At 65.8% G+C, this 18,421-nt stretch carries 17 protein-coding genes, 2 tRNA genes and 1 pseudogene; 8 read left to right on the top strand and 12 right to left on the bottom strand.

The annotated features are described in order from the left end of the window. Positions 1 to 157: 157 nt before the first annotated feature. Entirely contained in the window at positions 158 to 433 is a 276-nt protein-coding gene (locus tag PMI12_RS15925; RefSeq protein ID WP_042673535.1) for a YfhL family 4Fe-4S dicluster ferredoxin, read from the top strand. Here PMI12_RS15925 and PMI12_RS15920 read toward each other — a convergent pair. From PMI12_RS15920 to PMI12_RS15885, 8 genes are all read right to left on the bottom strand, one after another. Further along, on the bottom strand, positions 430 to 930 hold the full coding sequence (locus PMI12_RS15920; RefSeq protein WP_042673533.1) for a hypothetical protein: 501 nt from the start codon (positions 928 to 930) through the stop codon (positions 430 to 432). The two genes, PMI12_RS15925 and PMI12_RS15920, sit on opposite strands and share 4 nt — an antisense overlap. A gap of 36 nt (positions 931 to 966) precedes the next feature. Further along, positions 967 to 1,599, bottom strand: a complete 633-nt coding sequence (gene pth / locus PMI12_RS15915) for an aminoacyl-tRNA hydrolase (RefSeq protein WP_007834381.1) — start codon at positions 1,597 to 1,599, stop codon at positions 967 to 969. A gap of 79 nt (positions 1,600 to 1,678) precedes the next feature. Then, on the bottom strand, positions 1,679 to 2,362 hold the full coding sequence (locus tag PMI12_RS15910; protein WP_007834380.1) for a 50S ribosomal protein L25/general stress protein Ctc: 684 nt from the start codon (positions 2,360 to 2,362) through the stop codon (positions 1,679 to 1,681). Between the two features lie 86 nt (positions 2,363 to 2,448). Then, positions 2,449 to 3,423, bottom strand: coding sequence for a ribose-phosphate pyrophosphokinase (locus tag PMI12_RS15905; RefSeq protein ID WP_007834379.1), 975 nt, complete (start codon positions 3,421 to 3,423; stop codon positions 2,449 to 2,451). 140 nt (positions 3,424 to 3,563) lie between these two features. Next, positions 3,564 to 3,640 (bottom strand) — tRNA-Gln (locus PMI12_RS15900). 70 nt (positions 3,641 to 3,710) lie between these two features. Next, positions 3,711 to 4,607 carry a 4-(cytidine 5'-diphospho)-2-C-methyl-D-erythritol kinase gene (gene ispE / locus PMI12_RS15895; protein WP_007834377.1) on the bottom strand — a complete coding sequence of 299 codons (897 nt, stop codon included), beginning with the start codon at positions 4,605 to 4,607 and terminating at the stop codon, positions 3,711 to 3,713. Next, a complete protein-coding gene (locus tag PMI12_RS15890) occupies positions 4,604 to 5,125 on the bottom strand; it encodes a lipoprotein insertase outer membrane protein LolB (protein WP_042673531.1) in 522 nt (173 codons plus the stop codon). Before PMI12_RS15890 ends, ispE begins: the two co-directional genes overlap by 4 nt. Further along, a complete protein-coding gene (locus tag PMI12_RS15885) occupies positions 5,126 to 6,979 on the bottom strand; it encodes a tetratricopeptide repeat protein (protein ID WP_042673529.1) in 1,854 nt (617 codons plus the stop codon). Positions 6,980 to 7,059: 80 nt separating this feature from the next. Here PMI12_RS15885 and mutM point away from each other — a divergent pair, with 80 nt between their 5' ends. The 3 genes from mutM to mutY all read left to right on the top strand — a co-directional run bounded on the left by mutM (position 7,060) and on the right by mutY (position 10,992). Next, a complete protein-coding gene (gene mutM, locus PMI12_RS15880) occupies positions 7,060 to 7,872 on the top strand; it encodes a bifunctional DNA-formamidopyrimidine glycosylase/DNA-(apurinic or apyrimidinic site) lyase (RefSeq protein ID WP_042673528.1) in 813 nt (270 codons plus the stop codon). An 89-nt stretch (positions 7,873 to 7,961) separates the two neighbouring features. Beyond that, complete coding sequence (locus PMI12_RS15875; RefSeq protein WP_007834369.1) at positions 7,962 to 9,923, top strand: dynamin family protein; 1,962 nt, start codon at positions 7,962 to 7,964, stop codon at positions 9,921 to 9,923. 34 nt (positions 9,924 to 9,957) lie between these two features. After that, positions 9,958 to 10,992: an A/G-specific adenine glycosylase gene (mutY, locus tag PMI12_RS15870; protein ID WP_007834367.1), complete on the top strand. Its 1,035-nt coding sequence runs from the start codon at positions 9,958 to 9,960 to the stop codon at positions 10,990 to 10,992. 4 nt (positions 10,993 to 10,996) lie between these two features. Here the strand turns inward: mutY and rapZ are convergent, their stop codons facing one another. From rapZ to PMI12_RS15855, 3 genes are read right to left on the bottom strand one after another with little or no spacing between them, the layout of a single operon-like run. Further along, positions 10,997 to 11,875, bottom strand: a complete 879-nt coding sequence (gene rapZ, locus PMI12_RS15865) for an RNase adapter RapZ (RefSeq protein ID WP_007834365.1) — start codon at positions 11,873 to 11,875, stop codon at positions 10,997 to 10,999. After that, positions 11,872 to 13,554, bottom strand: a complete 1,683-nt coding sequence (gene recN / locus PMI12_RS15860) for a DNA repair protein RecN (RefSeq protein ID WP_007834363.1) — start codon at positions 13,552 to 13,554, stop codon at positions 11,872 to 11,874. The genes rapZ and recN overlap by 4 nt, the downstream gene beginning before the upstream one ends. A 1-nt stretch (position 13,555) precedes the next feature. After that, positions 13,556 to 14,467, bottom strand: a complete 912-nt coding sequence (locus PMI12_RS15855) for an NAD kinase (RefSeq protein WP_007834361.1) — start codon at positions 14,465 to 14,467, stop codon at positions 13,556 to 13,558. 31 nt (positions 14,468 to 14,498) lie between these two features. On the opposite strand from PMI12_RS15855, the gene hrcA reads away from it, so the two are divergent. The 3 genes and pseudogenes from hrcA to PMI12_RS28235 form a co-directional block, all read left to right on the top strand. After that, the gene (gene hrcA / locus PMI12_RS15850) at positions 14,499 to 15,506 is read left to right on the top strand and encodes a heat-inducible transcriptional repressor HrcA (protein WP_007834354.1); all 1,008 of its coding nucleotides are present in this window, start codon (positions 14,499 to 14,501) and stop codon (positions 15,504 to 15,506) included. Positions 15,507 to 15,536: 30 nt separating this feature from the next. Then, positions 15,537 to 15,613, top strand: a tRNA-Ile gene (locus PMI12_RS15845). A 367-nt stretch (positions 15,614 to 15,980) separates the two neighbouring features. After that, positions 15,981 to 16,127: pseudogene (locus tag PMI12_RS28235) on the top strand (IS66 family transposase); the annotation flags it as partial. A gap of 24 nt (positions 16,128 to 16,151) precedes the next feature. Here PMI12_RS28235 and PMI12_RS28535 read toward each other — a convergent pair. Next, positions 16,152 to 16,976 (bottom strand): helix-turn-helix domain-containing protein, encoded by an 825-nt coding sequence (locus PMI12_RS28535; protein ID WP_007834350.1) that lies wholly within the window; start codon positions 16,974 to 16,976, stop codon positions 16,152 to 16,154. A gap of 156 nt (positions 16,977 to 17,132) precedes the next feature. On the opposite strand from PMI12_RS28535, the gene PMI12_RS15835 reads away from it, so the two are divergent. After that, a complete protein-coding gene (locus PMI12_RS15835) occupies positions 17,133 to 18,011 on the top strand; it encodes a 2-hydroxyacid dehydrogenase (RefSeq protein WP_007834348.1) in 879 nt (292 codons plus the stop codon). Positions 18,012 to 18,421 lie beyond the last annotated feature (410 nt).

Raw genomic sequence — 18,421 nt, 5'->3', positions numbered from 1 at the left:
GCCGATCAGCGTGCCGATCAGCGTGGCGAGGCGCTTGAATAGAAACAGACTCATGGGGCGGGGCGCAGCATAACTGACTCGTGCAACAAGTGTGCCGCGGATGTGGCCTTTGTCATTCATCGGCAGCCTGTCCGCCCGGCCCCGCGATAATCGGGGGATGGCCCTCATGATCACCGACGAATGCATCAACTGCGATGTCTGCGAGCCCGAGTGCCCGAACGACGCGATCTACATGGGCGCGGAGTTCTACGAGATCGATCCGCACAAGTGCACCGAGTGTGTCGGCCACTTCGACGAGCCGCAGTGCGTGCAGATCTGCCCGGTGGCTTGCATTCCCGTGCATCCCGAGCACGTGGAAAGCCGCGAGACGCTGATGCAGAAATACGAGCGTCTCACGGCGATCAAGGTGACGTCTGTGTCGAGCAGCGCTTAGGCGGCTGGTTTCCGTTTCTTTTTCTTGCGCTCCGAGGCGTCGCCGGCCGCCCTTGAACTCTGGCCGCCGCTGAAATTCAGGCTGGGCTTGCGCGGATCGTTGGCTGCCTTGCGTGCGCGATCCCTCTCCCTCTGCTCGGACAGGGCAAGCCGTCTTTCCGCCAGCGCGGCGCTTCTGGCTTCCCGCGCGGCTCGCTGATCGCGGTCGTTGGCCGCCTTTTCCTGGGACAGCCGGGTGCGTTCCAGGTGGTCGGCGTAGGTCTGGGCGCTGCGCGTGCCGGCGTCGGCGGCCTGGCGGTCCTGGTCGCTGCGGTGGTCGTTCACCTTCACCGTCGTGCCGCCTTCACAAGGCTGGTCGGAATAGGTGTTGCCGCATCGCCAGGTTTTTGCGGCGTTTTGGGCGGACGCGCTCATGGAGAAAGCGCATGTTGCTATTAAAAATATAGCAACCCCGAGGCTACCGGCTGTCGTTCTTTTTCTTTTCTTCTTCTGGCTCATTTTTTATTTCTCTCCCTCCTGCACTCCGATGGCCGGCTAGGTGGCGGCAGGCGTGCCTCCGTCGCCGGGCTCCCGCCGCGGCGGTTTGGGCCGGGGTGGTTTGCTCGTGTGAATGACGAGGGTCGCCTTTTCCATCTCGCCTGCCACCAGCGCAGGCAGCGCGTGCAGGGTGCGGACGATGGCGTCTTCTATCGCTTCACGTTGTTCCTTGAGCGGCTTCTTGAGCACCCAGTTGACGACCTCCGACTTCACGCCAGGGTGTCCGATGCCCAGCCGCAGCCGCCAGTAGTCGCCGGTGCCCAGTTGCGCGTGAATGTCGCGCAGTCCGTTGTGGCCGGCATGGCTGCCGCCGAACTTGAGCTTGACCTGGCCCGGCACCACGTCGAGCTCGTCGTGTGCCACGAGGATTTCCTCAGGCGCGATCTTGAAGAAGCGGGCGAGGGCCGCCACCGACTTGCCCGACAGGTTCATGAAGGTCTGCGGCTCCAGCAGCCAGATGCTCTGGCCGCCGATGTTGGCGCGTGCGGCAAGGCCGTGGTAGCTGCGCTCGGGCACGAGGTTGAGTTTCCATTCGCGCGCGACGGCGTCGATCCACCAGAAGCCGGCGTTGTGCCGCGTGGCTTCGTACTCTGGGCCCGGGTTGCCGAGGCCGACAAACAGCTTGATCATGGTCGTGGATTATCCGATCCGCCAAAAGCAAAAGGCCCGCACGGAGCGGGCCTTCGCAAAGACAGACGCGAGAAGTGGATTACTTCTTGGCGGTCTTGGCAGCCGGGGTCTTGGCGGCGGGAGCGGCCTTACCACCCTTGCCTGCCGGTGCGGCAGCTGCGTCGGCAGCGACTGCGCCTTCGGCGGGAACGTCGGCTTCTTCAGCAGCCGGCGACACGGCCGAAGCCAGCACCGGGTTGACCTTGCCGTGGCTGACCCACTTCACGCCCTTGGGCAGCTTGATGTCCTTCAGCGTGACCGTGCCGTTCTTCTTCAGGCCCGACAGGTCGACTTCGATGAACTCGGGCAGATCGCTCGGCAGGCAGTTCAGTTCGAGTTCGGTCGTCACGTGGTTGACCAGGTTCAGGTCGATCTTGACGGCTTCGGATTCTTCCTCGCCCTTGAAGTGCACCGGCACCTTCATGGTCATGCGGGTCTTGGCATCGACGCGTTGGAAGTCGATGTGTTGCACCAGCTGGCGGAACGGGTGGTATTGCACGTCGCGCAGCAGAACCTTGCTGACGGCGCCGCCGATTTCCATTTCGAGCACGCTCGCATGGAAGGCTTCCTTCTTCAGGGCGTGCCACAGCGCGTTGTGATCGATCTCGATCAGTTGCGGCTGGGTGTCGCCACCGTAGACGATGCCGGGGGTCTTGCCCGAGATGCGGAGACGGCGGCTCGCACCCGTGCCCTGCTTTGCGCGCTCAAAAGCGACGAATTTCATAACTAGCTCCTGTGAGAGTCCACCGCGACCAGTGCGACTCCGGTTCAAAAAGGCCTCCCGCAAAGGAGGCCCGCTTCATGCCCCGGTCAGAACAGGTTGTCCTGATCCGAGAACAAACTCATCACCGACTCGCCCTTGGCAATGCGCTGGATCGTTTCGGCGATCAGCGGTGCCACGGAGAGCTGGCGGATCTTTCCGCAAGCCATGGCGGCGTCGGAAAGGGGAATGGTGTTGGTCACGACCACTTCGTCGAGGGCCGAGCCCTGCGTGATGCGCTCGATGGCCGGGCCCGAGAAGATCGGGTGCGTGCAATAAGCGTAGACGCTCTTGGCGCCGCGCTCCTTCAGCACCTCGGCGGCTTTGACCAGCGTGCCGGCCGTGTCGATCATGTCGTCCATGATCACGCAGTTGCGGCCGTCGATCTCGCCGATCACGTTCATGACTTCGCTGACGTTGGCCTTCGGGCGGCGCTTGTCGATGATGGCGAGGTCGCAGTTCAGCTGCTTGGCCAGCGCACGGGCGCGAACCACGCCGCCGACGTCGGGCGAGACCACGATCAGGTCTTCGTAGTTCTTCGCGCGCAGGTCGCCGAGCAGCACGGGCGAGGCGTAGATGTTGTCGACCGGGATATCGAAGAAGCCCTGGATCTGGTCGGCGTGCAGGTCCATCGTGAGCACGCGCTCGACGCCGACGGTTTCCAGCAGGTTGGCCACCACCTTGGCCGAGATCGGCACGCGGCTCGAGCGCGGGCGGCGGTCCTGGCGGGCATAGCCGAAGTAGGGGATCACGGCGCTGATGCGTTCGGCCGAAGCGCGCTTGAGCGCGTCGACCATGATCAGCAGTTCCATCAGGTTTTCGTTGGTCGGTGCGCAGGTCGACTGCACCACGAACACGTCGCGCGCACGAACGTTCTGGTTGATCTCGACAGTGACTTCCCCATCGGAGAAGCGACCGACGCGTGCGGCGCCCAGCGAGGTGCCGAGGTTGTGCGCGATTTCTGCAGCAAGGCCCGGATTGGCGTTGCCGGTGAAAACCATGAAATCAGGGTGATTAGCCTGCATGAGCGCGTCCCGGCAGTGCGAATTGGCTTAGGAAGCCGCCAAAAGGTTTGTGATGCATGGCGGCCGGTGAGCCGCCGATTATTGCAGCGGGTGGGCTGCAAAAGAAGACTGCGGCCGTTGGGCCGCAGTCGTTGAAGATTTGGCAGGGGAGAAAGGATTCGAACCTTTGCATGCTGGAATCAAAATCCAGTGCCTTAACCAGCTTGGCGACTCCCCTACACGGGTCGATGGTTTTCACCATCAACCGATATATGTCGCATCGAACCGAATGAACGGTCCGATCATCTTCAGGTTGCCCACCCGCACAGCGGATGAACTTCCAGGTTGCTGCATTGACGAACCTGCCAGCCTTCGGGGGCTTCGAGCAGTTCCGCTTCCTGCGGCGCTTGCGGCATCTTCGCGAACACCGAACTTCCGGAGCCGGTCATCCGGGCCTTCAACCCCTGGGCGCCGAGCCATTCGATGGCGTCGGTGACGGCGGGGCAAAGTCGCTGGGCAACCGGCTGCAGGTCGTTGTGGCCGAAGTCGAAAACCGAAGAGCTCAGAACCGAGCTTTCCAGGTTTGTCGCTTCAGACAATTCGCTATCTGCAGCAAAGCCCGAGATTATAGCAACAGGTGTGGCGCGTTGAAGATCGGAAGCCGAAAAAATTAATCGGGTATCGAGTCCCTCGGGTGGCTTGACCACCGCGAAACGCGCCGACGGTAGTGTAACCGGTCGGATCTGCTCGCCGATGCCCTCGACCCATGCGTTGTGCCCGCCAAGGAAGAAGGGCACGTCTGCGCCCAGCTTCAGGCCGATGCGGGCCAGCCGCGACAGGGGCAGGTTCAGGCCCCACAGGCGGTTCAGCGCGAGCAGGCAGGTGGCCGCATCCGAAGATCCGCCGCCCATGCCGGCCTGCGCCGGCACGTGCTTGGCCACGCCGATGTGCGCACCCTGGCCGGGCTCGGCAAATGCCTGCAGAGCGCGGGCCGCGCGCAGGATCAGGTCGTCGGCGGGCAGCTCGGTCGTCAGGTCCTCGCGGCTCAGCTGGCCATCGCGCCGCAGTTCGACGTGGAGCATGTCGCACCAGTCGATCAGCATGAAGACCGATTGCAGCAGGTGGTAGCCGTCGTCGCGCTGGCCGGTGATGTGGAGGAAGAGGTTGAGCTTGGCCGGCGCGGGAAGGTCGTGGATCGCCTTCATGACCGCTCGAACACGATGCGCAGGTCGGCCCTCGGACTCGGCGATTCGCGCACGGCCTGCAGCCGCCCGTTGCCGAGTTGCGCAAGATCGGGCTTCCAGCCGGGAACGGGATCGTTGCGGCCCGCGAGCCAGCCGAACAGCGCGCCGACCGGGATGGCGGCGCCGGTGGCGGCCTCGATCAATGCATCGACGGAGTCGAAGCGCCGCGTCTTGCTGCCGTCTTTCAGCAGGGCCTCACCCGGCGCCCAATGCAGTTGCGCCAGCGTGCTGCCGATGGGTGTCGTGAGCGTCAGGTCGCCGGTCTCGGCGGAGCCGCGCAGCTCGAACAGCGCAGCGAAGGTCTGCACCGGCTCGCTGTCGATGCGCAGCGACATGCGGCCGCTCCAGCTGTCCGAGGGTGGGCGGGTTGAAGGGCCGCCCGAAAGCTGGGCGCAGCCCGCCACCGCAAGCAGGGCCACGCCCCCCATCGCCAGAAGGACGCGCCGGCCACTGTCGACCTGCCTGGGGGCGAGCATCATCTACGGCTTCACGCGCAGGCGCTTGAGCGTTTCCTGCAGCGTCTCGTTCTCGGCATCGCTCAGCAGGGCTTCCTTCCAGACCGTGACCGCGCGGTCCTTCTGGCCGGTGCTCCACAGGACTTCGCCGAAATGAGCACCGATTTCGGGATCGGGCCGCGTCTTGTAGGCCGCCTCGAGGATGCGGATCGCCTCGGTCGTGTTGCCGAGCCGGAACTCGACCCAGCCCAGGCTGTCGGCAATGAACGGATCTTCGGGCGCCAGTTGCACCGCCTTCTGGATCAGCGTGCGCGCCTCGTCGAGCCGGATCTTGCGATCGGCGAACGAGTAGCCCAGCGCGTTGTATGCGTTCTGGCTCTCGGGCTTGAGCTCGATAAGTCGGCGCAGCAGGCGTTCCATGTCGTCGAGGCGATTGAGCTTCTCGGCGACCATGGCCTGGTCATAGACGAGGTCGCCGTCGTCCGGCGATTTCGCCGAGGCCTGGGCGAGCATGTCGTAGGCCGCCTGGTACTGCTTCGCGTCGCGCAGCAGCTGCACTTCGGCAAGGAATTTTTGCTTCTTGTCGTCGGGCGTGCGCTCGGGCAGGCTACGGATCATTTCGCGCGCCTGGGGCAGCTTGCCCTGGCGGGCCAGCAGGGCCGCGCGGCGGGTCTGCGCGGCCACCAGCTCGTCGGCCCCATCGACGCGCGCGAGCCAGCGCTCGGCCGCTGTGAAGTCCTTGCGCCGCTCCGCCAGTTGCGACAGCGCAAAGTACGCCTGCGACACCCCTCGCTTGCGGTCGGCAGCGTCGTCGGCGTCCTTGTTGCCGCCGCGGTTGGCCGACAGTTCGATGAAGCGCTTGATCGAGGTCTCGGCCGCGGCATCCTGCCTGGCCTGCATCTGGAGGCTGCCGAGCAGCAGCCATGGCTCCGCAAGTTCCGGTCGCGACGTGGTCAGCACCTGGAGCTGCGCGGCGGAGTCGTTGAAGCGCCGGTTCTCGACCAGCACGCGCGCATAGGCGATGCGCAGGTCGGGCGCGGCCTTCGGGTTGCTGCTCAGGTAGCGCGTGACGATCGGCTCGGCGAGCGGCTGGCCGGGGTCGATCATCTCGAGCGCCAGCGCCGCAGGCGCATCGGAGGCCGGGTCGATCTCCTGGCCCTTGCGCGCAGCCTCCAGGGCGCCGGAGGCATCGCCTGCATTGAGGCGCAGACGGCCGACGGTAGCCCAGGCCAGTCCGCCGCTGGTCGGGCTCTTCAGTTCGTCGACCAGGGCCTGCTCGACCACCGAGGCGGCCAGCTTCTTGTCCGAGGCGCGCGCGTAGTTGCGTGCGATCACGGCCATGAGCAGCGGACGTTCGACTTGCGAGGTTGCAGCCACTTCGGCGCGCAGCGGCTCGACGGTTTCGCCGATGCGGTTCAGCGCGATCAGGATCTGAAGCTCGATGCGGCGCGCGTCGCGCGAGGTCGGCAGGGCTTCCTGCCAGGCCCGCGCCGCGGCGAGCGCCGCATCGCCCGAGCGCGATTGCAGGGCGATCTCGACCGCACGCTGGAACAGCTTGCCGTCGCGCAGCCGGCGAGCGGCATCGAGCACCAGCGCGTAGCCGGAGCCGGGGTCGCCGGAGCGGGCGGTCATCTCGCCCATCAGGATTTCATAGAACAGGTCGGCCGTCAGCGCAGACGGCTGCGGTGCGGGTTCGCTGGCCGCCTTGGCCGCAGTGCCCTTGGGCTTGACTGCGGGCTTCGGCTGAGCCGAGTGTTCGATGGTCAGCACGGGGCTGCCAGGAGCTGCAGGGGCGGAGGATTGTGCGTGAACCGCACAGGCCAGCAAGGCGAGGGACGCGGCCGCCGCAAGGCGGTGTCGGCGGGGCGAAAGATTCATCCGACCATAATAATCGAGGCTCCCGAATGAGCGCCCCCTGGGGCCTCGTTACCGCTGGCGTTTGCCGGAGATTTACTTTCATGCCTGAACTGCCCGAAGTCGAAGTCACCCGCCGCGGCTTTGCCGACCGCATCGCGGGCGCGCGCATCGACGCGGTGCACATCGGCAAGCCCCTGCGCTGGGCGCTGATGGTGCTGCCCGAGGCGCTGGTCGGGCGGCAGGTGCGCGAGGTGCGGCGGCGCGGCAAATACCTGCTGATCGACCTCGACCGCGGCATCCTGCTGCTGCACTTGGGCATGTCTGGCAGCCTGCGTTTCGACGCGGCGCTGCCGCTGCCCGGGCCGCACGACCATTTCGACCTGGTCACCGACCGGGGCACGCTGCGGCTCAACGATCCGCGCCGCTTCGGCGCGGTGGTCTACGTGGACGACGAGGCCGCCCCGTGGGCCATCAAGCTCCTCGGCGGGCTGGGCATGGAGCCGCTGGGCGACGCCTTCGACCTCGATGCCTTCCATGCCGGCCTCAAGAAGCGCAGGAGCGCCGTCAAGCAGGTGCTGCTGGCGGGCGACGTGGTGGTAGGCGTGGGCAACATCTACGCGTCGGAGGCGCTGTTCCAGGCGGGCATCCGGCCGACGCTGTCGGCCGCGCGCATCAGCCGCCCGCGGGCGGCCCGGCTCCATGCGGCGGTGCGTGAGATCCTGGCCCGGGCGGTGGAGAAGGGCGGCAGCACGCTGCGCGATTTCTCCAATGTGGACGGCCAGAATGGCTATTTCCAGCTCGAAGCGACCGTCTATGGCCGCGCGGGCGAACCCTGTCGGGTTTGCGCAACGCCGATCCGCCTGCTGCGTCAGGGACAGCGCTCCACCTATTACTGCCCCAAGTGCCAGAAGTAAGCGTCACAATCCGACGAGAGAAACAATCTAGAAACGGTTGTTGCCACCTCCCGATGCTATATTTGTAAGTTGTTTCTTACATATTTCCCTTGAGCCGCTCTTTCAACCAACAACTCGATCAGCACGGCGCTTGGCGAAGCAATTTCGCCCACCGGCTGCAGTGGCTGTCCCGCTGGCTGACCGAGAACGAGCTGCTCGACCAGGCGGTGGCGGAGCGCCTGCGCGGCCTCGAGACGCAGATCCGCACCAGCAAGGTCATGGTCGCCTTCGTCGCCGAGTTCTCGCGCGGCAAGTCGGAGCTGATCAACGCCATCTTCTTCGCCGGCTACGGGCGGCGCATCATGCCGGCCAGCGCGGGCCGCACCACGATGTGCCCGACCGAGCTGGGCTACGACGCCGCGCTCGCGCCCAAGCTGCGCCTGCTGCCCATCGAAACCCGCCTGGAGCCGCATTCGTTGGCCCACTGGCGCGAGAAACCCGCGCGGTGGACCGAGATCTCCATCGACGTCGGCGACGCCGAGCAGCTGGCGCAGGCCATGAGCAAGGTGGCCGAGGTGCGCTGGGTCACCAAGGACGAAGCGCGCACGCTGGGTTTCTGGGACGACGATACCCCCGACGACAACCCGGCGCAGGACGCGCAGGGCCGCGTCGAGATCCCGCGCTGGCGCCATGCGGTGCTGAACATGCCGCATCCGCTGCTGGAGCAAGGGCTGGTGATTCTCGACACTCCGGGCCTGAATGCGATCGGCGCCGAACCCGAACTCACGGTGAGCCTGATTCCGCAGGCCCATGCGGTGGTCTTCATCCTGGGTGCTGAAACCGGCGTGACGCGCTCTGATCTTTCGATCTGGCGCGAACACCTGATCACCGAGGACGAAGGCAACGACACGCGCTTCGTGGTGCTCAACAAGATCGACACGATGTGGGATACGCTGAGCCAGCCCGCCCACATCGAGCAGCAGATCGAGCGCCAGCGCGAAGGCGCGGCCCGATTGCTCGAAGTGCCGCTTGCGCAGGTGCTGCCGGTGTCCGCGCAGAAGGGCCTGCAGGCCAAGATCCAGCACGACGGCCAGCTGCTGGAGGCCAGCCGTCTGCCGGCGCTCGAATCCCTGCTGGCCGAAGGCGTGCTCGGCAAGCGTGAAACCATGCTGCGGCTGGCGGTCGACGCGGGCATGACCGCGCTGCGCGCCGAGGCCGAGCGCATCCTGAAGGTGCGCCAGCGCGACCTGTCCGAGCAGGCGCTCGAGCTGCAGGGGCTGCGCGGCAAGAACGTCTCGGTGATCCGCCACATGCGCGCGCGCATCGACCAGGAGCACACCGAGTTCGAAGGAAGCAACACGCGCATCCTGGCGCTGCGATCGGTGCAGGGCAAGCTGCTGCGCGAGGTGTATGCCGTGCTCGGCCGTACCGCGCTGAAGGCCGACATGGTGCGGCTGTCGGCCGCGCTCAAGCGCCCCGGTGTCAAGTTCAACGTGCGCAAGGTGTACGCCGAGACCTTCGACTCGCTGCGCAACAACCTGCGCGAAGTGCAGGCGACCACGGCGGAGATCCAGTCGATGCTGCACGCCACCTTCCGCCAGCTCAATGCCGAGCAGGGCTTCACCCTGCAGGCGCCGGCCGAGCCCGATCTCACGGGCTTCGAACAGGAGCTGGGCCAGATCGAGCGCAGCCACATCCACTACCTGGGCGTGGGCAACCTGCTGAAGCTCGCGCAGGCCGACTTCTGCGACAAGCTGGTGCGTGCGCTGGCCAGCCGGCTGCGGCTCGTCAACGAAGCGGCCATGACCGAGGTCGAGCGCTGGAGCAAGGGTGCGAGCGCGCAGATCGACGCGCAGCTCAAGGAGCGCCGCCGCAATTTCAGCAAGCGCATCGAGGCGATCGAGCGCATCCAGAGCGCGGCGGGCAACCTCGACGAGCGGCTGGTCGAGCTTGCCTCTCAGGAGAGCAACCTCACCGAGCTTCATGTGCAGCTGCGCGAGTTCACATCGATGATCGCGCAGCACGGAAGGCCGCAGGCCGCGGCCACTGTCGGCGAGCTGCGTGCGGCCTGAAGTTTCCGTCTCCACGGCGGCTGCAACCCTGCCATTGCCCCCCGATTTCGCCTCGCAGATCGTGAGCTGGCAGCGCAGCCACGGGCGCAGCCAGCTGCCGTGGCAGAACACCCGCGACCCGTACCGCGTCTGGCTGTCGGAGGTGATGCTCCAGCAGACGCAGGTGTCGACGGTGCTCGGCTACTTCGCGCGCTTTCTCGAACGATTTCCCGACGTGAAGGCGCTGGCCGCCGGCACCGAGGACGAGGTGTTCGGGCTCTGGAGCGGGCTGGGCTACTACAGCCGGGCGCGCAACATGCACCGTTGTGCGCAGGATGTTGTCGCGCGCTTCGGCGGCGAGTTTCCGCGCACCGCCGCCGAGCTCGTCACCTTGCCCGGCATCGGCCGCTCGACCTCCGCGGCCATTGCGGCGTTCTGCTTCGGCGAGCGCGTGGCGATCCTCGACGGCAACGTCAAGCGCGTGCTGACGCGCGTGCTCGGTTTCGCGGGCGACATGTCTTCGGCGGCGCAGGAGCGTGCGCTGTGGGACCTCGCGACGCAATTGCTTCCTCCGGCCGACCAGAAAGAAGCCATCGCGCACTACACCCAGGGCGTGATGGACCTGGGTGCCACGGTCTGCCTGCCGCGCAAGCCGAGCTGCATGATCTGCCCGGTCAACAAGACCTGCGCGGCCCTGCGGGAAGGCGCGACGGAGCGATATCCCGTCAAGACGCGCAAGCTCAAGCGCAGCGCCCAGTCGCTCTGGGTGCTGCTGGCGCGCGATGCGCACGGCCGCGTGTGGCTGGAGAAGCGGCCGTCGAAGGGCATCTGGGCGGGGCTTTATTGCCTGCCCGTGTTCGACAGCCGCGAAGACCTTCTGGCCGTGCTGCCGACGACTGCGCAGCGCGGCCTGCAGGACCTGCCGGCCTTCGTGCATGTGCTGACCCACAAGGACCTTCACCTGCACCCGTTGAAGCTCCAGGGCGGCCAGCCGCAAGGCGATGGCGCGCGCTGGGTCGATGCGGACGAGTGGGGCCGGCTGGGCCTGCCGGCGCCGATGCGCAAGCTGCTCGAGGGCAGCGAGGCTTAGGCAGTCAGACCGCGTCGAGCTCGCGGTGCCGCTTGAGCGCACCCCAGCGCGCACCGAACGAGCGCGCCAGCTGCTCGACCAGGAACACCGAACGATGCTGCCCGCCCGTGCAGCCGATGGCCACAGTCACGTAGCTGCGATGGTCGCGCGCCAGCGCATCGAGCCAGTGCGCAAGGAACTGCTCGATGTCGTCGTACATGCGTGCCACGTCGTCGTGCTCGCGCAGCCATTCGATCACCGGCTCGTCGCGGCCTGTGAGCGGGCGCAGCGCGGGCACGTAGTGCGGATTGGGCAGCATGCGCACGTCGAACACGTAATCGGCATCGAGCGGTACGCCGCGCTTGAAGGCGAATGACTCGAACACCAGCGTCAGCGCGCTCTGGGGCGCGGAGATCAATGACTTGATGTAGCTCTGCAGCTGCGCAGGCCGGATCAGGCTGGTGTCGATCACGTCGGCGCCGTCGCGCAGGTCGGCCAGCAGCTCGCGTTCGAGCTCGATCGCCTGCATCAGCACGCGATGCTGCTCGGGCACGTCTGTGCGGCCCTCCTGGCGCGAGAGCGGGTGGCGGCGGCGGGTTTCCGAATAGCGGCGCAGCAGGGCGTCGGTGGTTGCGTCGAGGAACAGCGAACGCAGCGAGATCTCGCCGTCGCGCTGCAGCGCGTCGAGCTGATGCGGAACGATCGGCAGCGAGACGCCGCTGCGCACGTCCATGGCGATGGCCACCCGGGTGGCCTGCTGCTCATGCTGCAGCGCGACGAACGGGGTCAGCAGCTCGGGCGGCAGGTTGTCGACGCAGTAGTAGCCAGCGTCTTCCAGCGCGTGCAGGGCCACCGACTTGCCGGAGCCCGACATGCCCGTGATGAGCACGAGGTCGAGGCTCATGGCGCGGTCGCCGGAGTCTTGTGACCGAGCAGCTCGCGTGCATGCGCGAGCGAGGTCTGCGAGACCTTCTCGCCGCCCAGCATGCGGGCGATTTCCCTGGCGCGGTTATCGTCGTCGAGGCGCGATACACCGCTTTCGGTGCGCGGGCCGTCCTTGCCCGCCGCCGCCGTCTGGCGCTTGGCCACCACGAGGTGATTGTCGGCGCAGGCGGCCACCTGGGGCAGGTGGGTCACGGCGAGCACCTGGCGGTCGCGGCCGAGCTGCTTCATGAGCCGCCCGACCGTCTCGGCCACGGCCCCGCCGACGCCGGCATCGACCTCGTCGAAGATCAGCGTCTGCGCGGCGCCGAGCTGGCTGGTCGTGACGGCGATGGCCAGCGCAATGCGCGACAGTTCGCCGCCCGAGGCCACCTTGCCGATGGCCCGGGGCGTGCTGCCGGTGTGGCCGGCAACGAGGAAGGCCACGTCTTCGAGGCCGGCGCGGCTGGGCTGTGCCAGCGGCTGCAGTTCGACGTCGAAGCGTCCGCCCTGCATGCCGAGGCCCTGCATGGCGTCGGTGACGGCCTGGGCGAGGCGGGGGGCGGCCTGCTTGCGGGCCTTGCCCAGCGCCTTGGCTTCTTTCATGTAGGCCTGTTGCGCGCCTTGCTCGGCACGCTCCAGGCCTTCGAGATCGCTTTGCGCATCGAGCGCCTGCAGTTCGGCCTGCCAGCCGGCCAGCAGCGCCGGCAGCTCGGCGGGTGTGCGCTTGTAGCGGCGCGCAAGCGACATCCACAGGCCCATGCGTTCATCCAGCTCGGCCAGGCTCTGCGGATCGGTGTCGGCGTCGCGCAGGTAGCCGTGCAGCGTGTGGGCCGCGTCGGAAGCCTGCGCCACGCAGGAGGCGAGCACCTCGCCCAGCGCGCGGAACTCGGGCTCGATGTGCTCGCAGTTCTGCAGCAGCGTGGCCGCCCGCGAGAGCGCGGAGAGGGCGCCGCTGTCGTCGTCTTCCAGCGCCTGGCTGGCGCCCTGGGCTGCGTCGATCAGCGCTTGCGCGTTGGAGATGCGCGAGTGGTTGGTCGACAGCTCTTCCCATTCGTCGGCACCCGGCGCGAGCTTGGCGACTTCGGAGATCTGCCACTGCAGCCGTTCGCGTTCGCGCTGCAGCGAGTCTTGCGCCGAGCGCGCATGTTCGAGCGCCGAAAGCGCCTGCCGCCAGCCCTGCCATGCGGCGTCGAGCGCGTCAGTGCGCACGCCCGCGTAGGCGTCGAGCAGGCCGCGCACGGCTTCGGGCCGCGTCAGGCTCTGCCAGGCGTGCTGGCCGTGGATGTCGAGCAGACGGTCGCCGAGTTCGCGCAATTGCGTGGCCGTGGCCGGGCTACCGTTGATCCAGCCGCGGCTGCGGCCCTGCAGGTCGACGGTGCGGCGCAGCAGCAGCGCGTCGCCGGCCTCGAAGCCGCCCTCGTCGAGCCACGTGTCCAGGGCCGGGTCGGCGTCGAATTCGGCGCTCACGTCGAGCCGCTCGGCGCCTTCGCGCACGGCGCCCGCGTCGGCGCGGTTGCCCAGGGCCAGCTGCAGTGCGTCGATCAGGATGGATTTGCCCGCGCCGGTCTCACCGGTCAATACCGTGAAGCCGCCGGACAGGTCGAGTTCGAGTGATCGCACGATCACGAAGTCGCGCAGTGCGATGCGTCGCAGCGCCATTTCAGGAGCCCCCTTCGTTCCAATGAAGTTTCTTGCGCAGCGTGTCGAAATAGCTCCAGCCGCGCGGGTGCAGGAAGCGCACCCGGAAGTCGGAGCGGCGCACCACCACGCGGTCGCCGATCGCGAGCGAGGCCAGCGACTGCATGTCGAAATTGGCGCTGGCGTCGCGCCCGCCCACCAGCTCGATCACGATCTCGTCGGCATCAGGCAGCAGCACGGGACGGTTCGATAGGGTGTGCGGCGCGATCGGCACCAGCACCCAGCCCGGCACCGCCGGATGCAGCAGCGGCCCCCCTGCCGACAGCGCATAGGCGGTCGAGCCCGTGGGCGTGGCGATGATCAGGCCGTCGGCGCGCTGGTTGGCCACGAAATGGCGGCCCACCGACACGCGCAGCTCGACCATGCCGGAGGTGGCGCCGCGGTTCACGACCACGTCGTTCATCGCGAGCGCGTCGAACACCGAGGCGCCGTCGCGCACGACCTGTGCATGCATCAGGCTGCGGTGGTCCTCCTCGTACTCGCCGGCCAGCATCGGAATCAGCGTGGCCTGGTAGTTGTCGAGCGGGATGTCGGTGATGAAGCCGAGCCGGCCGCGGTTGATGCCGATCAGCGGAATGCCGTAGCTGGCGAGCTGCCGGCCGATGCCGAGCATGGTGCCGTCGCCGCCGACCACCAGGCCGAGGTCGCAGCGCTGGCCGATTTCCTCGACGCTCAGGGCTTCGTAGCGCGGATGGGCGGGGGCGCCGTCATCGTCGTCTTCGCAGGTCGAGCGCTCGACGAACACCGTGCAGCCTTGCGATTCGAGGAAGGTGCCGATGCCTTCCATGACGCCGTCGCGCGCATCCGCCTGCGCTCGGGCGCCGGAAGCCTGGTATTTGCCGATCAGGGCGACGTGACGAAAGCGAGAGGTCATATCTCACAAATTACAACACTAAAATCTTGCAATGCTGGACGACCGTGCCAAGTTGCTGCTCAAGACGCTCGTCGAGCGCTATATCGCCGACGGGCAACCCGTCGGCTCGCGAACGCTCTCGCGTTCGTCGGGGCTCGACCTGTCGCCCGCGACCATCCGCAACGTCATGTCCGACCTCGAGGCGCTGGGGCTGATTGCCAGCCCGCACACCTCGGCCGGCCGCATCCCCACGCACCGCGGCTACCGCCTCTTCGTCGACACCATGCTGACCGCCGAGCGCGAACAGATGAGCACGCCGAGCCTGGCGCCCGACCAGCCGCAGAAGGTGATCGCCAATGCGGCGAACCTGCTGTCGAACCTGTCGCAGTTCGTCGGTGTGGTGATGGCGCCGCGGCGCGCTTCGGTGTTCAAGCAGATCGAGTTCCTGCGGCTCTCCGAGCGGCGCCTGCTGGTCATCATCGTCTCGCCCGATGGCGACGTGCAGAACAGGGTGATCTTCCCGGAGGCCGACTATTCGCAGTCGCAACTGGTCGAGGCCTCGAACTACATCAATGCCCACTATGCGGGCCTGACCATCGAGCAGGTGCGCGATCGTCTCCAGTCCGAGATCGAGAAGCTGCGCGGCGAGATCGCCGCCCTGATGCAGGCTGCGGTGCAGGTCAGCTCCGAGGTGCTGACCGAGGCGCAGGAAGACGAAGTCGTGATCTCCGGCGAGCGCAACCTGCTGTCGGTGAGCGATTTCTCCAGCGACATGGGGCAACTGCGCCGCGCCTTCGAACTCTTCGAGCAAAAGGCCCAGCTGATGCGTCTGCTCGATGTGTCGAGCAAGGCCGAAGGCGTGCGCATCTTCATCGGCGGCGAAAGCCAGGTCGTGCCGTTCGAGGAGCTTTCCATCGTCAGTGCCAACTACGAGGTCGATGGGCAAGTCGTGGGCACGCTGGGCGTGATCGGACCGACGCGCATGCCCTACGAACGCATGATCCAGATCGTCGATATCACGTCGCGGCTGGTCGGCAATGCGCTGAGCCACCGCAAGTAGGGCGCTGCGGCGAATAGAATCGTGGCCAGTGGGCCGTTAGCTCAGTTGGTTAGAGCAGCGGACTCATAATCCGTTGGTCGATGGTTCAAGCCCATCACGGCCTACCAACTACAAGACCGTATGGTCACTGAAGAGTCTGCTACAAAAAAAGTAGCAGACTCTTTCTCTTTTTGCTACTGTTTTTCCTCGATGTAACGGCCGATGTAAGGGGATTTTGAGGTGTGACTCTGATGCTGTCGCATTCCATGCTGATTCCTTCCCTCCACGTACTTTTGCGTCCTCTGCAGTGCTTAGCTCCTGCCTTGACGGCCATCGCGATTCTCTCGGCTGTCTGCCCAGCGAGCTGAGATGTTTGCGTGGTCTCCGGTCTGGTCTTGACCTTCCTGGTGCTCAAGCCTTGCACCATTCGATCAGCCCCTTTCGGATTCAGAAATGGCATCGGCACATTTTCTGCTGATGGACCGAGGGGGAAACCGTCGGGCGTTTCCGGACGGTTCAGCAACGGCGAAGGCGTTGAACTACAGCCTGAAGCGCTGGGCTGCGCTGACGCGCTACCTGGACGACGGGAGCTTGCCTGCGGACAACAACTGGGTGGAGAACCAGATCCGGCCTATTGCAATGACCTGTTCATAGTGCCCCACTTCGTTAAGTAGTTGAAAACATTGAGATCTGGTTCTTGCCGACCGCGCGACACGGGCGATCTGTTCGGGCTGCCGCGTCCATGACCTTCGGATCCAGCAGGTCGCTGGCTCGAATCTGATACGGCGCCCGCGGCACCACCTGCTCGGCGGGCAGTATGCCGTCCTTGATCAGACGCCGAATGCGGTGGTTGTTGACGCCGAGTTCGGCTGCGGCCTCCGACATGGTCAACCACTGCCCATCCTTGTGCGCTGAACGGTACGCGCGGATGTCGTTCACCCTGCGCACGGAGCTCACGCGATGCGCGGTCCACGTCTTCGCCTGACCCGTGGGAAGGCCCATGCGATTGAGGGTCGCGGCGATGTGCTCGTCGGACCACTTGCCCGCCATGCTGCGCATCACAGCCAGGGCTTCATCGGGAGTTCGACAGCCGTGCTCGCCGGACTTCGGCTTCGCAAGCCTGACCTGCGAATGCTGGCCTCCACGCCAATGAATCGTCAGCACGATCTCGCGTGTCTTCTCATCGAGATCGGCAATGATCTCCTGGACCAAGGTGTGAAGCAATTGTTGCCGCGTGCGCATCGTCACGCCGGGCGCATCCCATGCGACAGAGAGATCTTGGGCGAGTCCACCGAGATCGGGCATCACCACAGCCGACAGCGTTTGGTCCACAGCGTCGACGCGCCGCTGGCATGCCTGCACACGCTGCAACGCCGACTCCCAGCTCTTCTCGAGCTGTGCGGCGATCAAACGGTTGTCGGGGTCGCATGCCGCGTAGCGGCGCTCTGCCAGCGTTGCTTCATAGCGTGCTTGCTGCAGTTCCAGGTCCACGATTCGCCGCTGGTAACTGCGACCGCCGGCACCCTGGCTTTCTATAGCGACTTCGACGATTTCGAGACCTGGAAGAAAGCGCTTCAGTCGCAACTTCCGGGCTTGCGTGTGGTTCACGCAAGCCAGGCTGAGCGGCCGCAAGAGATCGACTACGCCATGGTCTGGAAGCCCCCGCAAGGCATTTTCGAGCCGATGACGAATCTGCGGCTGATCGTCAATCTGGGCGCCGGAGTCGACTCGCTGGTGGGACGTGACGACCTCCCAAGGAACATTCCCATCACCCGGATCACCGATCCGCAGATGTCGAGAATGATGGCCGGGTATGTGCTTTTTGCGGTGCTCCGGCACGCCCGAGACATTCCGTTTTTCGAGCAGGCCCAGCGTTCGGGCGAATGGACTTATCGCCATCCGCGTTCCCCGGAGGAAATAACCGTTGCGGTGCTGGGGCTGGGGCAGTTGGGCGCCAAAGCAGCGCATGAACTGCAGCGCCAGGGCTTCAGAACGCTGGGGTGGTCGCGCAGCCTCGCTCAGATCGATGGCGTGGCGTGTTTTTCCGGCATGGATACGCTTGATTCGGTGATCGGGCAGGCGGACATCGTCGTCCTGATGCTGCCACTCACGCCCCAAACGAAGCAGCTCTTCGATCGCGAACGCCTCAAAAAAATGCGGCCCGGTGCTGCTTTCATCAACGTCGCCCGCGGCTCCCTGGTCAGTCAAGCTGCCCTGACGGATCTGCTCAAAAGCGGTCACATCGGTGCAGCAACGCTGGACGTCTTCGAGCGAGAACCCCTCCCGGTTGGAGACGCGCTGTGGAGCATGCCCAACGTGCTGATAACCCCGCACCTCGCCTCGGTGGCCATTCCGGCGACCTCAGCCAAGCAGATTGCAGCGAACATCCTGCGCGTTGCGGCGGGCGAATTGCCGGACAACATCATCGATCCGTTACGGGGTATTAAGCCGCGGCAATCGCCGTGCATGGAGCCCCAGCTGCAACATACAGAGGGCGCTACTGGAATGGGCGGACCCTCCCCGTAACAGCGTATGCATGCCAAAGTTGGAGGGTCACTGCAACCCTCGAACAGGAGCATCCATCATGACGGCGTTGTTGAATAACCGAACAGATCGTCTACTTTTCAGCGCCGAAGGACGTGATTGACAAGGGCAGGCGCCAAGTGGAGAAGGAGGACGGGCTCTGAGGTGGATCGAGGTCGCATGCGCCTGCGCTGCACCAGGCCAAGGACACAGAGTTGGTCGAATGGGCTACGGAGATCAAGGTCCGCGCTGAACGCAAGGCCGGGGAGTTGCTTCGACAGTCAGCACAGCGCGGAGAGCGCGCAGTTGGCGATGGCTGAATCAATCAGCACAACAGGGCATCACATGCTGATACCCCCACATTGGCGGAGATTGGTGTGTCGCCAATGCAGTCGTCGCGCTGGCAATCGTTG

Origin of the sequence: Variovorax sp. CF313, assembly GCF_000282635.1 — a bacterium.
Lineage (GTDB): Bacteria > Pseudomonadota > Gammaproteobacteria > Burkholderiales > Burkholderiaceae_C > Variovorax.
The sequence above is the reverse complement of the archived record's forward strand: the minus strand, read 5'-3'. Positions and strand labels throughout refer to the sequence as shown.

Coding starts and splice junctions, on each gene's coding strand:
- recN (WP_007834363.1), bottom strand. CDS start 13,554: ATGGCGCTGCGACGCATCGCACTGCGCGACTTCGTGATCGTGCGATCA.
- PMI12_RS15920 (WP_042673533.1), bottom strand. CDS start 930: ATGAGCCAGAAGAAGAAAAGAAAAAGAACGACAGCCGGTAGCCTCGGG.
- ispE (WP_007834377.1), bottom strand. CDS start 4,607: ATGAAGGCGATCCACGACCTTCCCGCGCCGGCCAAGCTCAACCTCTTC.
- PMI12_RS15890 (WP_042673531.1), bottom strand. CDS start 5,125: ATGATGCTCGCCCCCAGGCAGGTCGACAGTGGCCGGCGCGTCCTTCTG.
- PMI12_RS15905 (WP_007834379.1), bottom strand. CDS start 3,423: ATGCAGGCTAATCACCCTGATTTCATGGTTTTCACCGGCAACGCCAAT.
- pth (WP_007834381.1), bottom strand. CDS start 1,599: ATGATCAAGCTGTTTGTCGGCCTCGGCAACCCGGGCCCAGAGTACGAA.
- PMI12_RS15925 (WP_042673535.1), top strand. CDS start 158: ATGGCCCTCATGATCACCGACGAATGCATCAACTGCGATGTCTGCGAG.
- mutM (WP_042673528.1), top strand. CDS start 7,060: ATGCCTGAACTGCCCGAAGTCGAAGTCACCCGCCGCGGCTTTGCCGAC.
- PMI12_RS15910 (WP_007834380.1), bottom strand. CDS start 2,362: ATGAAATTCGTCGCTTTTGAGCGCGCAAAGCAGGGCACGGGTGCGAGC.
- PMI12_RS15885 (WP_042673529.1), bottom strand. CDS start 6,979: ATGAATCTTTCGCCCCGCCGACACCGCCTTGCGGCGGCCGCGTCCCTC.
- rapZ (WP_007834365.1), bottom strand. CDS start 11,875: ATGAGCCTCGACCTCGTGCTCATCACGGGCATGTCGGGCTCCGGCAAG.
- PMI12_RS15835 (WP_007834348.1), top strand. CDS start 17,133: ATGGTCTGGAAGCCCCCGCAAGGCATTTTCGAGCCGATGACGAATCTG.
- PMI12_RS15855 (WP_007834361.1), bottom strand. CDS start 14,467: ATGACCTCTCGCTTTCGTCACGTCGCCCTGATCGGCAAATACCAGGCT.
- hrcA (WP_007834354.1), top strand. CDS start 14,499: ATGCTGGACGACCGTGCCAAGTTGCTGCTCAAGACGCTCGTCGAGCGC.